Consider the following 14,685-nt stretch of genomic DNA (forward strand, 5'->3'; position numbering starts at 1 on the left):
GATGGAGTACACCCCATGACATACCACATTACCCTGACGGATCCGATGAATGGCCCCCGGGATCGCGAACCGATTACGTTTACCCTCCCTGAGAGGCTAGCGGAACCCCTGTGGTGGGCCATTACCGGTGAAGACGAGCGGATCCTTTGCCAGCGTCTCGAACATGAATCGTCGACAAGCAGTACCGCTTTTATCGCGACGGTCAGCTTCAGCGGTACCTTTAAGATGCGGCTTGAGCGGCCGCTCACGGCAGCTGAAGTCGATGAAATATCCGGTATCCAAACGCTGCCCGGCCGGGAGAGCGACTGTTTTGTGCGCCTCAATACCGGCTGTTTCGATCTGGAAATGTGTCGGGGAACCGCTCAGGGCGTCGGTTCATCAAAATGGGGGCTGCGCCATTTCCGCGCTCTGCAGGACGGCGTCGAACTGCTTCCTTCGGGGAATAATGCCATCGGCGGTTTTTACGGTCCGTTCTTTACCCCGGAGAACGGGCTGATTAACCCGCCGGAGCATACCGTCGTTGATATTGAGATCGTTGAACAGGGTCCTGTCTATCATCACTACCGCATGCGCGGCGCGATCCCCGACGGATTATTACCGGAGCTGCGCGGTAAGCGCTTCGCCATCGACTGGAAATTTAGCTGGAACACGCCCTGGTTTCAGCGGCGCTACTGTGTAGATGATTTTTCGACGATCATCAACGGCCGTTCGGTGACCAACAAGATCACCGTCGGCGACGAATTTGAGAGCGGCCCGGGAAAACTGCTGTTCGATCGCTTCGCGGCGTACGGGGGCACCCGCTATCGTGCGGGCGACCCCTACGCCGAAGAGCTGGTCGCCATGGTGGCCAATACCGTCGCCACGTCGGAAAATCAAAGCCCGAAATTTGCCGAATTCCGCGAACAGCTCGCCGATATGGCTTCTGCCCACTGGGATCTCTACTGGCGGATGTTCTGCCGCTGGGAGCACGTGCTGGATGAAGCGGAGATTCGCCAGCGGCTGAGTCAGGTGCGCGCCCGCGCGCATCTTCGGGCCGATCTGACCGAGCGGGAATGGCTGCTGACCAACTCGCCCGTTAACGTTTCCGCTGTCGCGGATGAAACCATCTTCCCCGGGCCGGCCAGTAAAACCGTCGAGTACGATTCGGCGAGCGGCCGGGCGATGATCTGGTGGACCTCCCGCCCCTCCGGCGCGTTTCAGATAGTCCAGCGCCGTCAGTCCGGATGGGTTAACTGGGGCAGCAACGGCGAAAATGAGTGTCCGGAGCTCCCCGTCGGCGTCGAGATCAAGACCGCCTGCGGGATCTTCGCCGACAACTGGATGCAGATAGCCGATCGGCTGGAAACCCCGCCGGTAGTCACGGTTCGTAAAGGAGATAACTGATGATCCTCTGCTGCGGAGAAGCCCTCATCGACATGCTGCCCTGCCGGAGCCGTGAAAATGCTCCCGCCTTTACGCCCTGCGTCGGCGGCGCGGCGTTCAATACCGCCATTGCCCTCGGGCGCCAGGGGGTGGCGGTCAGTCTGTTTTCCGGTTTATCGGACGATTTTATGGGTGACATGCTACGCCACACGCTTGACGCCTCCGGCGTGGATTATTCGCCCTCAACCCGCGCGCCGCTGCCTACCACTCTCGCCTTCGTCAGGCTGGTAGGCGGTCAGGCCCGCTATACCTTTTACGATGAGAATAGCGCCGGTCGAATGCTGACCGAAAACGACCTGCCGACGCTCGGGGATGACGTCTCCGCCGTTCTGTTCGGCTGCATCAGCCTGATCGCCGAACCGTGCGGCAGCATTTATGAAGCGCTGATGGTAAGGGAAGCACCGCGTCGGGTGATGTTCCTCGACCCTAATATTCGTGAAATTTTCATCCCGGACCGGCAGAAACACCTGGCGCGCATGATGCGGATGATCGCGCTGGCGGATATCGTCAAGCTTTCCGATGAGGATCTCGCGTGGTTTGCCGAACCCGGCGAAGAACACGAGGTAATACGCCGTTGGCTGGCGCTGGGGCCGAAGCTTATCGTGGTCACCCGCGGGGCTGACGGCGCTGATGCCTGGACCGCTGATTTTCATCTGCATGTGCCCGCTATACGCGTAGCGGTGGCCGATACCGTCGGCGCGGGTGATACGGTGAATGCCGGTATTCTCGCCAGCCTCTCGCAGGCCGGGCTCCTGGAGAAGGAGAAACTAGTGACACTGTCACGTGATCAGGTGCGCCGCGCGGTCGATCTCGGTATGCGCGCCGCCGCGGTGACGGTTTCGAGGCCAGGAGCTAACCCGCCCTGGGACCATGAACTCTGAAGCGGCAGAGACCAGGACTGTAAACAACGGAAAGCCGGATGAGGGTCTGTAACCGCGCGTATCAACGGACCCTTATCATTAGTATTTATGGATATGATTTCTATCCCAATTATTGAATGAAAGCTAAACCAGCTTCATTTATTCATAGGTTATTGCCGACTAATCCATTAGTATCAGGCAATTAGATCGGCACTCAATTTTTGCCCTTCTCGCTAATGGACATCAGGGACAGGAGGTCAATCATGAAAATGAATCAATGGTTTGTACGTTTGCGTAATACTCCCATTCCGCAGCGCAAGCTGCATCCGGCGAAATGGCTGACGCTGCTCGCCTTTCTGCTACTGCTGGCGCAGCTGGCGGTAGAGTCTTTGCTCTCAGTATAAGCACAATCAAAATGGGCGTTAATATCAAAACTCGCCAGCATCGATAAGATAAAACTCAAATTTAATTCGTGATAAACATCTCAGTTTATCAACAACGGCTAGACAGAAAGAACTCTGGCATGCTAGTAATTAATTCAAGCAAGGGAACGGATTTAAATTAAATGCCATTTAAACCCTACCCATAAGGCTGAAAAATTAATTGATAATGGTTTGGATTACTGAACGATTATCAAAAGGGTAAGTGAATCGAAGGCCCTCAGAGACGAAAGTCTCTGAGGGCCTTTTTGTTTTTTTTCTATCTCAGGAGTCAAAAAATGTCTAAAGAACGTCGTCTCTCTCGTATTTTCGCAAAAGATGGTAAATCCGTCACGCTGGCGCTGGATGGCTACTATTTTTCAAGCAAAACAAATGGTATTGATAATACGATAAATCAGCTTCCGGCCCTTGTTGAAAGCGGCCTGGACTGCGCGCTGGTCACTTATGGCATGTTGAAAAATTTCCGCGAAGTTTTCAATTGTGTTCCTGTTGTATTACGCGTCGATAGCACAGTGAATATTTTTGATAATACCGTTCCCGATACCACACCCGTCTTTTCCATTGAGGATGCGCTGAAAGTGGCTGCGGAAGGCGTGGTGTGCATGACCTTCCCCGGCGCATTCAATGAAGAGAAAACGCACATCATGGCGATGCAGCTGGCGCAGGCCGCCGATCGCTGGAACGTGCCGCTGATCGTGGAATCCCTGCCGTACGGCTATCCCGTGACCAGCGACGACTCCAACAACCCGGCCGTTATCGCCGCCTCGGCCCGCATCGCCGTTGAGCTGGGTGCTGACGTGATCAAAACCCGCTTCACCGGCACCGAGGACGACCGCCTTATCGTCGAAGCGGCCGGCGTGCCGGTGCTGGTGCTGGGCGGCCCGAAAACCGGCATCGACGGTTATTTTAAATTTGTGCAGCACTGCATGCAGGTGGGTGCAAAAGGCGTAGCGGTGGGTCGCAATATCACTCAGGACCCACAGCCGGCAAAAGTAGTAGCAGGTCTGAATGCCATCATCCATGAAAATGCGACAGCGGAAGATGCCTACAGCCTCTACATGGCTAAATAACATCGGATATTAATATGCTCTTAAATAACACCATCATTCCTTCAATCAGAAAATATAAACATTTTGAACAGGCGCTGGCCTGCGCATCAGAATACGTACTGCTATCCGAAGCGAATATCGGCAACCTGCAATCGTTGATCGGTAAATGTCATCAGAGTGGCAAGAAAGTGCTTATTCACCTCGAGCTCTTGGGTGGTTTTAAACCTGACCAGGCGGGAATTAGTTTGCTCAAAAATTACTACAAGGTTAATGGTGTTATTTCGTCCAATCTCTCGGCCCTACGCTATGCCAAAAAAGAGGGATTGTTAACTATCTTTCGGGTATTGCTCATCGACTCACGTTCGCTGGATTACTCCATCGATATTGTTAAGCATAACCCGCCAGATGCTATTGAAATCTTACCTGCTGAATATGCCTGCCAGTGTCTGGAATTGATTAGCCGGAATTTAAAAGGCTTTGATGTGATATTCATCGCCGGAGGCTTTGTTAAGCGGAAATACCTTGTAGATAAAATTTTCCATGCCGGATTTAAAGGCATTACCACCAGCGAACCCGGTTTATGGTAACGCATAAGGAGTCCACGCGAATGAAACAACACTATGTCATGGGCATTGATAACGGCGGCACCGTTACAAAAGCGGCGATTTACGATCGCGCCGGCAACGTGGTGGCCAGCGCGTCGAAGTCAACGCAGATGCTGACCCCGAAGGAATTTCACACCGAGCGAGATATCAACGAACTCTGGGCGGCTAACGTCGAAGTCATTAAAAAAGCCATCGCGCAGTCGGGTATCGACGCCGGCCAAATCAAAGGCGTAGCGGTAACCGGTCACGGCAACGGGCTGTATATGGTGGATGAAACCGGTGCCCCGGTGCGCAACGGAATTATCTCCACCGATAGCCGGGCTAAGGCCTGGGTAGAAAAGTGGTACCGCGACCCGACGTTTGTTAGCGATATTTTGCCCAAAACTATGCAGTCTATCTGGGCAGGTCAGCCCGTCGCCCTCCTCGCCTGGCTGAAAGAGAACGAGCCGGAAACGCTGTGTAAAGCGCGCTACATTTTCATGGTCAAAGATCTGATTCGTTTTTATCTGACTGGCGAAGCCTTTCTCGAACTTACCGATATCTCAGGGACTAACCTGATCAACGTTCGCGACCGCGACTATGACGCCTCGCTGCTGGCCTGGTGGGGACTCGGCGATCTGCGCGATAAACTTCCGCCCATCAGGCTCTCCACCGATTGCTGCGGCTACATTACCGACGACGTCGCGCAGCTCACCGGTTTGTGTGCCGGAACGCCGGTCTCGGGCGGGGTGTTTGATATCTCGGCGTCATCCGTCGCTTCCGGCATCAATACCCTGGATAAGCTGGCGATTATTACCGGAACATGGAGCATCAATGAATACGTGACCGACCATCCGGTTATCGACCAGGATCTCTTTATGACCTCGATTTATCCGATTGAGGGCAAATGGTTAATTACCGAGGCCAGCCCCACTTCCGCCAGTAATCTGGAGTGGTTTATCAATAACTTTATGGAAGGCGATCGCACCGCCGCCGCCGTACGGGGATCGTCAGTCTACGATCTATGCAATGATCTGGTCTCCACGACAACGCCCGCCGAGAGCCACCTGCTGTTCTTCCCGTTTGTCTTCGGTTCCAACACCATCCCGGACGCCTCTGCGGGGTTTATCGGCCTGAATAGTTTCCATAAAAAAGCGCATTTTCTGCGCGCAATTTATGAAGGGGTCGCTTTCAGCCATCTGTATCACACCGAACGGTTACGCAACATCAACCCTGATCTCAGTCGCACCATTCGGATTGCGGGCGGCGTCACTAACTCTGCGGTCTGGCTGCAGATATTCGCCGACATTTTCCAGTCCACTCTGGAGATTGTCGACGTGAAAGAGCACGGCACCCTGGGCACCGCGATGACCGCCGCGGTGATGGTTGGCTGGTTTGATGACGTCTTTGCCGCCTCAAATGAGATGGTTCACGTTTCGCGAACGGTCACGCCGAACCCGGACAATAACAAGGTCTATCAGGATAAGTATCAGCTCTACAAAAATCTACTATCGGAAATGCAGTCTCCGTGGAAAAGCTGCAGTAACTACATCACGCATTAAGCGAGGAAAGTATGGATCTGAATTTACACCACCGCACGGCTATCGTTACCGGAGGCGCTACGGGCCTCGGCAAAGAGTTTGTCCTTTCACTCGCCCGAGAAGGGGTCAACATCTGCTTCACCTATATGCGTGATGAGGAGCGCCCGGAACAGCTGATTGCTACGGTAAAAAGTAGCGCCAGCGTCGAAATTATTGCGGTGAAAACCGATCTTTCCGATGAGCAAAGCCGGGAGAATCTGTTCGCGACCTGCATTGAGCGGCTGGGGAACGCCGATATTCTGGTCAACAACGCCGGGATCTGGCTAAGCGGCTACGTCACTGAAATTACCCAGCAGGAGTGGGACAGCGTGATGAACATCAACCTGAAGGCGGTGTTCCACCTGAGCCAGCTGTTTGTCAACCACTGCCTGGCGAAAGATCAGGCCGGCAGCATTCTGAATATCACGTCTCAGGCGGCCTTCCACGGTTCGACCACCGGTCATGCACATTACGCGGCCAGTAAAGCGGGCCTGGTGGCATTTTCTATCTCGTTGGCACGCGAGGTGGCGAAACAGAAAATCAATGTCAACAACATCGCCGTCGGCATTATGGATACCGCGATGATCCGTAAAAACATTGAGCAGAATCCTGACTATTACGTCAGCCGTATACCGGTGGGCCGGGTGGCCCAACCGCACGAAATTGCCGACATCGGCGTCTTCATGGTCTCACCGAAAACCAGCTATATGACGGGAGCGACTCTGGATGTCACCGGCGGTATGTTGATGCGTTAATTTATGGAGAATGATTATGAAATGTCTGGCAATTGCCGATCTGTTTATCAATGCAGCGATGATGGACACGGGTCTGAAAGCGCTGAAAGATAAAGGTATTACAGTGGAAGTGCGCGAATGGTCGCATGAGTCGATTGAAAAACTGCAAGAGGATAATTTACTGGTTGAACAGCAAGGTTCTGAGGCGCTGGCGCTGCCTGCCGCTCTGCTTCAGGGTGCTGAGGAGACGGAGATCCTGATAGTCCAGTTCGCCCCGGTTAACGTGGCGGTATTCGACAAGCTGCCAAAACTTAAATACGTTGGCGTGCTGCGCGGCGGCATTGAAAACGTTAATCAGGCGGAGGCAAAAGCGCGCGGAATTGAGGTGATGAACACGCCGGGGCGTAACGCCCGCAGCGTGGCGGAGTTTACCGTCGGCATGATTCTGGCGGAAATGCGCAATATCGCCCGCTCGCACGATGCGCTGCGCGATAAGTTCTGGCGTAAAGAGAGCCCTAACCACCGGGCCATTCCTGAACTGGGCGGCAAAGTGGTAGGTCTGGTCGGGCTAGGGCATATCGCGCAGCTGGTGGCCGGCTTCCTGCGCGGTTTCGGCAGCGAGATTATCTTTTACGATAAGTACGTCCCCGGCCATGACAGCTATGAAAAGGTGGATACTCTCGACGAGCTGGTTCGCCGTGCGGACGTGATTTCGCTGCATGCCCGCATGACTCCGGAAACGGAAAACCTGATCAACGCCCATCATTTTGAATTAATGAAGGAGAGCGCCATTATCGTCAACACAGCGCGTTCCGGATTAATTAATGAAAGCGATCTGATCGCCGCGCTGCGGGACGGTAAAATCATGGGCGCCGCCCTCGACACGTTTGATGATGAACCGCTGCCGGACAATAGCGCGTTTTATTCGCTGAATAACGTCACGATAACGCCGCATATTGCCGGCAGTACTATTGATGCCTTCAGTAATTCGCCGAAGATTTTTTCTGAGATATTGCTGAAGCAACTCGGTTAAATATTAAAAGAGCCGCTTAAGGTTTTTTCTACGGCCCATTGGGCACGGGTTCGCTCGCGCCCAATTCGGTCGCCTTTTAAGGAAATATTATGGATATTATCAACAGCATTATTAGTCTGGGGGCATCAGTGATGATGCCAGTAATATTCTTTATTATCGCACTGTGCTTTGGGGTTAAAATCGGCACCGCATTTAAAGCCGGGATGCTGGTCGGTATCGGCTTTGAAGGGGTGGGACTGGTGATCGGCCTGCTCTTAACCAACCTCGGGCCGGCGTCGCAGGCCATGGTTGAACGCATCGGCCTGCACCTGACGGTGGTCGATACCGGCTGGCCGACCGCCTCCACTATCGGCTGGGGCTCGCCGCTAATGCTGCCGGTAGTCGTGGGATTTATTGTTATTAATATTGCCATGCTGCTGCTTAAATTAACCAAGACGGTAAATATCGATATATTCAACTACTGGATTTTCCTGATTATGGGGTCGGTTGTGTATGCCGGCACCGGTAACTACTGGCTCTCCGTAGGCATTACCTTCGGCATATTTATCTTAACCCTGCTGGCGGCGGATTTAACCGCACCGTATTTGCAAAAAAACTATAATCTGCAAGGGATATCATTCCCCCATCTTACCTGTATAACCTACGTACCGTTTGGTATTGCCTGTAACTATATTATTGATAAGATCCCACTGATCAATAAAATTAATTTCGACCCGGAAAGTATTAATAAAAAATTCGGCGTCTTCGGGGAGCCACTCACTCTGGGCTTCGTGCTGGGGCTGCTGCTGGCCTTCCTGGCCGGGTACGATGTCTCGGCTGCGGTATCGCTGGCGATTAAAGTTTCCGCCGCCATGCTGCTGCTACCGAAAATGATCGAAATTTTAGTGCAGGGCCTGCTGATCGTGCGCGATGCCGCGGAAGCGAAGCTGAAAGCGAAATTTCCCAACCGCGATTTCTATATCGGCATGGATACCGCACTGCTTATTGGCGAACCTTCGGTGCTGGCAACCGGGCTGCTGCTGATCCCTATGGCGGTGGTGCTGGCGATTATTCTGCCAGGCAACCGCGTGCTGCCGTTTGTCGATCTGGCCTCCCTGATGTTCCTGCTGGCGATGGTAACGCCTTTTTGTAAACGTAATATGTTCCGCATGTTTATCACCGGCACGCTGGTGGTCACCTGTATTTTGTACGTCGGAACGGATATTTCGCGGGAATACACCCAGGCGGCGGTCAACTCTAATATTCCTGTGCCGGAGGGGATGGCAGAAATTACCAATATCGTTGGCGGAGCCACCACGCCGGTGGGCTGGCTGGCGGTGAAGTTCGGCGAGTTTTTCACTACCGCGCCGTAAATTCTCTCTCTTCTCACTCTGCCCGGCGCGGGAAACGGCGTCGGGCTTTTTTCGCCGCGCCCGCCATTAAAAATGCCTGCCAGGAGGGTAAGCTGGCAGGCATGGCACAATAGACGTCTGTGCTTAGAACTGGTAGGTCATACCCACGGCAACGATGTTGTCGGTACTGATTTTGGCATCGTTGGTGAATTTCGTGTCATCCAGCAGGTTGATTTTATAGTCCACGTAGGTAGACATGTTCTTGTTGAAGTAGTAAGTCGCGCCTACATCAACGTATTCAACCAGATCCTGGTCGCCATAGCGGCCCAGATCTTTGCCTTTTGATTTCAGGTAGGCAATGGACGGACGCAGACCGAAATCAAACTGATACTGAGCAACCACTTCAAAGTTCTGCGCGGTATTAGCAATATAGCCGCTACCGAACTTCGTCATATTGCGGGTTTCAGCATAGGTGGTCGCCAGGTAGAGGTTGTTGGCGTCATACTTCAGACCGGCCGCCCATACTTCTGCTTTCTCGCCGCGGGCGTATGCGTTCGGATTGTCGCGACCCGCTTTAACCTGCGCATCGGTACGATCTGATGCCGCGTAGGCTGCGCCTGCGGCAAAACCTTCGTACTCATAGGTAGAGGCCAGACCCCAGCCATCGCCATGCTGCTTAGCCAAATCGCGACCGTTGCCCTCTTCTTTACCCTGATACTGTACGGCGATATTCAGACCATCAACCAGCCCGAAGAAACCGTTGTTACGGTAGGTAGCAACGCCGGTGGTACGCGCGGTGGCGAAGACGTCGGTCTGGGTCCAGGTATCACCGCCGAACTCCGGCAGCATATCGGTCCAGGCACCGATATCATAGGCAACGCCATAGTTACGACCGTAGTCCAGAGAACCAAATTCGCCAAACTTCAGGCCGGCAAACGCCAGACGCGTTTTGTCGCCGGAGTTGTCGCCTTCAACGTTATTGGCGCTGAAGTTATATTCCCACTGGCCGTAGCCGATCAGCTGGTCGTTGATCTGCGTTTCACCTTTGAAGCCCAGACGAGCATAGGTCTGATCGCCATCTTCTGACTTATCGCTGGAGAAATAATGCAGGCCGGTCACTTTCCCATAGAGGTCGAGTTTGTTTCCGTCCTTGTTATACACCTCAGCTGCCTGCACGGTTCCTGCAGCAAGAAGTGTAGAGACGGCCACTGTTAGTAATTTTAATTTCATATTATTTCGTCCCTAACTATTAATAGAATATCAAATCTCAGATACCTTCTGAGCGAGACCATTATGCGATAATTCGCAAAGAGACTTGAAATTAAAAGTTCCGAATTTTTATACCAAATACCATAATTGTGACGAAAACGGTGGTTGTTAATTGATGTGCATCAATTACTCCCCGCTTCCATTGGCAAATATTCTGAATAACGTCTTACGTAACCCAGAGATACAGAAGGTTTAACCAAAATATATAAATTATCATAAGGAAATTCTAATGATTAGATAAATTAAAGATTGCAATTTGTTAAAACCTATAAAAATCAGCAAGTTAAAATTTAACCAATCACGCATTAATGTTTATTCATAAATGCATTGATTCACCTGAACAGCTCTTAATGAGTATATTCCGATCCTTCCCAGCAGATAAATTATAGTACTGAGATTACCATATTGCGTTATTGAAAATTCTTTACAAAAACCGTAAAAATTATAACATAGTGGTTTAAGATATGTTTAACACTTCTGTGAAAGGGATATCAGAGGCCCTATTTCAGGGGATAAGTTTAACTATGAATAAATACTATCAATAAATAGCGCATGGAGATTGTCACCCGTTTGATAAGCCGCTGACGCGCCGGGAACGTCTTAATCTATATCAGGGATAAAAAAAGCTGGCGCGGAGCTGCCCCCGCGCAATGCCTCGATTACAGGGTAAAACCGCCGTCACCCACTTGCGCCCGGGCGTACCACTTCATTAGCTCGGCAGTTCCCGGCGCGTTTTCAGCTGGCGCCCACGGGGCCGCGTCTTGCTCAGTAACAGGCTGGTAACCACCGTATTTAACCTCAAAAATTACGCCGCCCTTATCCATCGACAACACGGCATGCCAGGTACCCGCCGCCATCTCCAGCACCTTACACTCTTCGCCTAACACCACGCGCTCGATTACGTTGCCAGCATCATCAAAGGTCAACACCACAAAGCGTCCGCTAAGGGATGTCAGCAGTTCAAAAGTGTGCGGGTGACGGTGAGGCCGAACATAGGTACCCGGCTCCATAGCGACGGCCAGGCGTTGCACCGGATCGCTTAAATCAGGGTGGAAATTACGATGGGCACGTAAACGAGGCGAAGCTGCAGCCTGTTCGCTTTGTTGCTGGAGGTCACACAACGTCATTTGTTTCATATAAGCCTTTTTTTGTATTTGGGCAGCTTACGACAATCAGCTCGTCGTAAGACTTGATGCCATTTTCAACAGACGATTAGCCTCGCCGCTCGCGGAACACATCGCTGTGCGGATTATAGACGCTGATGCCGCGGTCCCAAAGCGCCAGAGATGGCAGAACAGATTGTCGTGGGGATCCGTTTTCCCCCTGCCCTCGATATAAGGCTTAGAATAGATGACATGAAAAAGAGTGACTTTGTGAGTACGCTCCTTAACAATCGCGGCAGGCGGAAAAATAAGATGAAAGTGCGAAGATAAGGGTATGGTCGCGCATGCAGATGAAGCAATTAATCCGGCGTGAATTTATCGAGCAGCGAAAAAGCGTGTAAATAATTAGACAGCGCCAGTAGCGCATGAAATGAGTTAAAACCAAACTTCTCAATTAATCTTCTTTTATAGCTGCTGTAGGCCTTGGGCGAAATGCCGAGCAGCTCTGGGTAATCTTTTGCCAGTACGGTAAATTTCATAATAAAAATATACTGAAATTCTCTCTCTGTTAACGTGATGTCCTCTCCCACGGGGATGCCATCAGTCACTCTGGCGATAATACTGGCGATATGTGCGGTGCGTCTTTTGTTTATCAAACAAATGATATTACCTTCAACCCGGAAACAAACAAAACTCTTTTTCATTTCAAAGCTGTTTATCAAAAAATGAAACTGCGCGCAGCTGCTGGATGCGTACTTTGTTAAGCACAAATCGACCAGATTCGCTTTTCTGACCGATTTTATGTCGTTTATTTTCAGACGCATGGCTCTTTTAAAAAAATGATTATGGCTGAAAATAGTTAACATTCCTTTCCCTCATGAAAGTGCAATCATCCTTTATAGAAATGCGTATAATAGGCGCCATGGGGATATACCCATGAGTGAAGTGGGTGAATTATAAGTTTGTTTAATATTTATTGTCCAGACGAGTGAATTTCAGAAAAATCCCTGCGAAATGTAAACCATGGGATTTTCACAGGCCCGGAGACAGCTCTTATACCCACGCTTACTTTAGGATTTTTCTTACCAAGCGTCGGTTAAAGAGAAAGTAGCAGCATATCACTCTGTGATAAAGACGATACTTAACAAGTAACGTTGAAATATTTAATTTATCAAAATATAAAACTATCAACGGAGGAGATTGCGCATGAACCGAAGCGCATGCGCGCACTGACTTCCGGGCATTGGTTTGCCCTTCGTTTAAATCTGCGCCAGGAAGCGACCCGGCGCGACTCAGTTTATGACCGGTTTCTGGCCAGCAAAATAATAATAAACAGTCCGCCGATGCCGGCCGTAATGATCCCTATAGGCAGCTCCTGCGGAGCCAGCAGCGTCCTGCTGACAATATCGCCGCCGCACAGTAGCACTGCGCCCCACAGGCCGCATAAAGGAAGCAGCAGCAGATGTTTTACGCCAGAAAAATAGCGGCACATATGCGGCACCATTAGGCCGATAAAACCGATCACTCCGGTCAAGGCCACCAGCAGCGATGTCGCCAGGGCGCAGCAGAAAAAAACCTCCATTCGCAGGCGGCTGACGTTGATGCCCAGCGACCGCGCGGTCTGCTCGCCGGCCAGTAAACCATCCAGCGAGCGCCAGCGTAACAGTACGAACCCGCCGAGAAACAGCAGACTGAATACGGCATACGGTAAATTATCCCAGCGCGCCAGACCGAGCCCTCCCAGCGACCAGAACAGTACTGAACTGGCGGCCCGCTGATCGCCGGAGAAAATCAGATAGCTGGTCAGCGCGCCGAATAAAAAGGAGATCGCCAACCCGCAAATCACTAAGTGCTCGGCGCCGCGCTGCTTTTTAAAATGAAACAGCAGCATCACCGCCACCGCCGAGCAGAGGCCGCCAACAAATGCCGACACCGGCAGCGTCAGCGCGCCAAGCCGTTCGCCAAATCGGGTGATCACCAGCACCGCGCCCGCCGATGCGCCGGAGGAGAGACCAAATAAAAAAGGATCGGCCAGATCGTTGCGGGTGGTGGTCTGTAAAAGGCCGCCCACGATGGCCAGCACGGCGCCCGCCAGCACTGAGAGCAGCGTTCTTGGCACGCGTAAATCAATGACAATACGCCCAATCATCTCCGATACCGGCACATCCAGCAGCCGCAAGGCTCCAAGAACCTGGGCCAGCGATAGCGGTACGCTCCCTTTGGCAACACTGAGCAACATCAAACCGGCTAACAGCGGCAGCGCGCCCCACATTGCCCAGCAGTAACGATATGGAGTGCCCTTCATTGGTTAGCCGCTGGATACAGCGCATGAGCCAGCTTTTCCGCCGCATTGATATTTGCCGGACCGGGCGTCAATTCAGCATATTGCAGCTTCAGGTAGCGCTGCTGCTTCACCGCCGGTGTCTGCTTCATTAACGGATGATTTTCGAGGAAACGGCGCAGCGAATCAGCGCCGCTGCCGGTCTGATAATCGAGAAGAATAATAAAGTCGGGCTCCGCCGTCGCCACGCTCTCCCAGGAGGTGGTTCCCCAGCTCATCTCCAGGCTTTCCATCACGTTTTTCCCTCCGGCCGCTTCAATAATCGCGGTCGGCATGGCATACCGCCCGCTGGTAAAGGGCTTATCTTCGCCAGAGTCATAGACAAACACTTTCAAAGGCTGTACGCCCCGCGGCGGTTTAGGCAACGCGTTCAGCGCTTTCTTCCAGCCGTCAACCAGCGTCTGGGCCTCATGCCGCTTGCCAAAGATCTTGCCCAACGTCAGCTCATCGTTGTACAGCAGGTCCATACTCGCTTTACGTTTATGCTCCGCGGTAAAGACGCAGCTCTCACTCAGCACAAAGGTTTTGATGCCGTATTTATCGAGTACGGAAGGCGTGATCTCGCCGCCGACCTTCATGCCGTAATTCCAGCCTGCGAAAAAGAAATCAGGATTCACCGCCAGCAGCGTTTCCAGCGAGGGATATTTTGGCGCCAGCTCGGGAATTGCTCCCATCTGGTGTTTAAATTCCGGGGTCATTTTGTACCACCCGGTAATGCCGGTTAAGCCCACGATGCGGTCCTGCAACCCGAGAGCAAAAGCCATTTCAGACATATTAAGGTCGTGTACAACCGCCCTTTTCGGCGCCTGGGTGAATGTCACCGGCGTTCCGCAGCTCTCAATAGTGACGGGGAAATCAGCCGCGCTTGCCGCTGAAATGGAAAGAACCGCCATAATGCCTGCAAACCCTTTTTTCATGCTTCGTTATCCTTCAATAATG

Annotated in this window: 14 protein-coding genes; 9 read left to right on the forward strand and 5 right to left on the reverse strand. The window is 52.1% G+C overall.

Annotation, left to right across the window (positions count from 1 at the left end; genetic code table 11):
* Positions 1-15 precede the first annotated feature (15 nt).
* The 9 genes from KCG39_RS05530 to KCG39_RS05570 all read left to right on the forward strand — a co-directional run bounded on the left by KCG39_RS05530 (position 16) and on the right by KCG39_RS05570 (position 9,054).
* The gene (locus tag KCG39_RS05530; RefSeq protein WP_049115224.1) at positions 16-1,383 is read left to right on the forward strand and encodes a hypothetical protein; all 1,368 of its coding nucleotides are present in this window, start codon (positions 16-18) and stop codon (positions 1,381-1,383) included.
* Positions 1,383-2,303, forward strand: a complete 921-nt coding sequence (locus KCG39_RS05535; RefSeq protein ID WP_049115222.1) for a carbohydrate kinase family protein — start codon at positions 1,383-1,385, stop codon at positions 2,301-2,303. Before KCG39_RS05530 ends, KCG39_RS05535 begins: the two co-directional genes overlap by 1 nt.
* Positions 2,304-2,545: 242 nt before the next feature.
* Positions 2,546-2,686 carry a hypothetical protein gene (locus KCG39_RS05540; RefSeq protein WP_004120108.1) on the forward strand — a complete coding sequence of 47 codons (141 nt, stop codon included), beginning with the start codon at positions 2,546-2,548 and terminating at the stop codon, positions 2,684-2,686.
* Between the two features lie 314 nt (positions 2,687-3,000).
* The gene (locus KCG39_RS05545; RefSeq protein WP_142468294.1) at positions 3,001-3,792 is read left to right on the forward strand and encodes a class I fructose-bisphosphate aldolase; all 792 of its coding nucleotides are present in this window, start codon (positions 3,001-3,003) and stop codon (positions 3,790-3,792) included.
* Between the two features lie 14 nt (positions 3,793-3,806).
* Positions 3,807-4,358, forward strand: a complete 552-nt coding sequence (locus KCG39_RS05550; RefSeq protein WP_142468295.1) for a glycerol-3-phosphate responsive antiterminator — start codon at positions 3,807-3,809, stop codon at positions 4,356-4,358.
* A 20-nt stretch (positions 4,359-4,378) separates the two neighbouring features.
* Positions 4,379-5,917, forward strand: coding sequence for an FGGY-family carbohydrate kinase (locus tag KCG39_RS05555; protein WP_142468296.1), 1,539 nt, complete (start codon positions 4,379-4,381; stop codon positions 5,915-5,917).
* 11 nt (positions 5,918-5,928) lie between these two features.
* Positions 5,929-6,690 carry an SDR family NAD(P)-dependent oxidoreductase gene (locus KCG39_RS05560; RefSeq protein WP_004120092.1) on the forward strand — a complete coding sequence of 254 codons (762 nt, stop codon included), beginning with the start codon at positions 5,929-5,931 and terminating at the stop codon, positions 6,688-6,690.
* 16 nt (positions 6,691-6,706) lie between these two features.
* Complete coding sequence (locus KCG39_RS05565; RefSeq protein WP_004120090.1) at positions 6,707-7,702, forward strand: 2-hydroxyacid dehydrogenase; 996 nt, start codon at positions 6,707-6,709, stop codon at positions 7,700-7,702.
* A gap of 89 nt (positions 7,703-7,791) precedes the next feature.
* Positions 7,792-9,054, forward strand: a complete 1,263-nt coding sequence (locus KCG39_RS05570; RefSeq protein ID WP_004113196.1) for a PTS galactitol transporter subunit IIC — start codon at positions 7,792-7,794, stop codon at positions 9,052-9,054.
* A gap of 123 nt (positions 9,055-9,177) precedes the next feature.
* On the opposite strand, the gene ompC is transcribed toward KCG39_RS05570, so the two are convergent.
* The 5 genes from ompC to KCG39_RS05595 form a co-directional block, all read right to left on the reverse strand.
* On the reverse strand, positions 9,178-10,263 hold the full coding sequence (gene ompC, locus KCG39_RS05575; protein ID WP_004120086.1) for a porin OmpC: 1,086 nt from the start codon (positions 10,261-10,263) through the stop codon (positions 9,178-9,180).
* Between the two features lie 698 nt (positions 10,264-10,961).
* On the reverse strand, positions 10,962-11,438 hold the full coding sequence (locus KCG39_RS05580; RefSeq protein WP_142468297.1) for a WbuC family cupin fold metalloprotein: 477 nt from the start codon (positions 11,436-11,438) through the stop codon (positions 10,962-10,964).
* Between the two features lie 326 nt (positions 11,439-11,764).
* The gene (locus KCG39_RS05585) at positions 11,765-12,271 is read right to left on the reverse strand and encodes a helix-turn-helix domain-containing protein (RefSeq protein ID WP_049115219.1); all 507 of its coding nucleotides are present in this window, start codon (positions 12,269-12,271) and stop codon (positions 11,765-11,767) included.
* A 431-nt stretch (positions 12,272-12,702) separates the two neighbouring features.
* Complete coding sequence (locus KCG39_RS05590; protein WP_004120081.1) at positions 12,703-13,710, reverse strand: FecCD family ABC transporter permease; 1,008 nt, start codon at positions 13,708-13,710, stop codon at positions 12,703-12,705.
* Entirely contained in the window at positions 13,707-14,663 is a 957-nt protein-coding gene (locus tag KCG39_RS05595; RefSeq protein ID WP_087828142.1) for an ABC transporter substrate-binding protein, read from the reverse strand. The genes KCG39_RS05590 and KCG39_RS05595 overlap by 4 nt, the downstream gene beginning before the upstream one ends.
* Positions 14,664-14,685 lie beyond the last annotated feature (22 nt).

The organism is Klebsiella pasteurii, assembly GCF_018139045.1.
GTDB classification, from domain to species: Bacteria; Pseudomonadota; Gammaproteobacteria; order Enterobacterales; family Enterobacteriaceae; genus Klebsiella; species Klebsiella grimontii.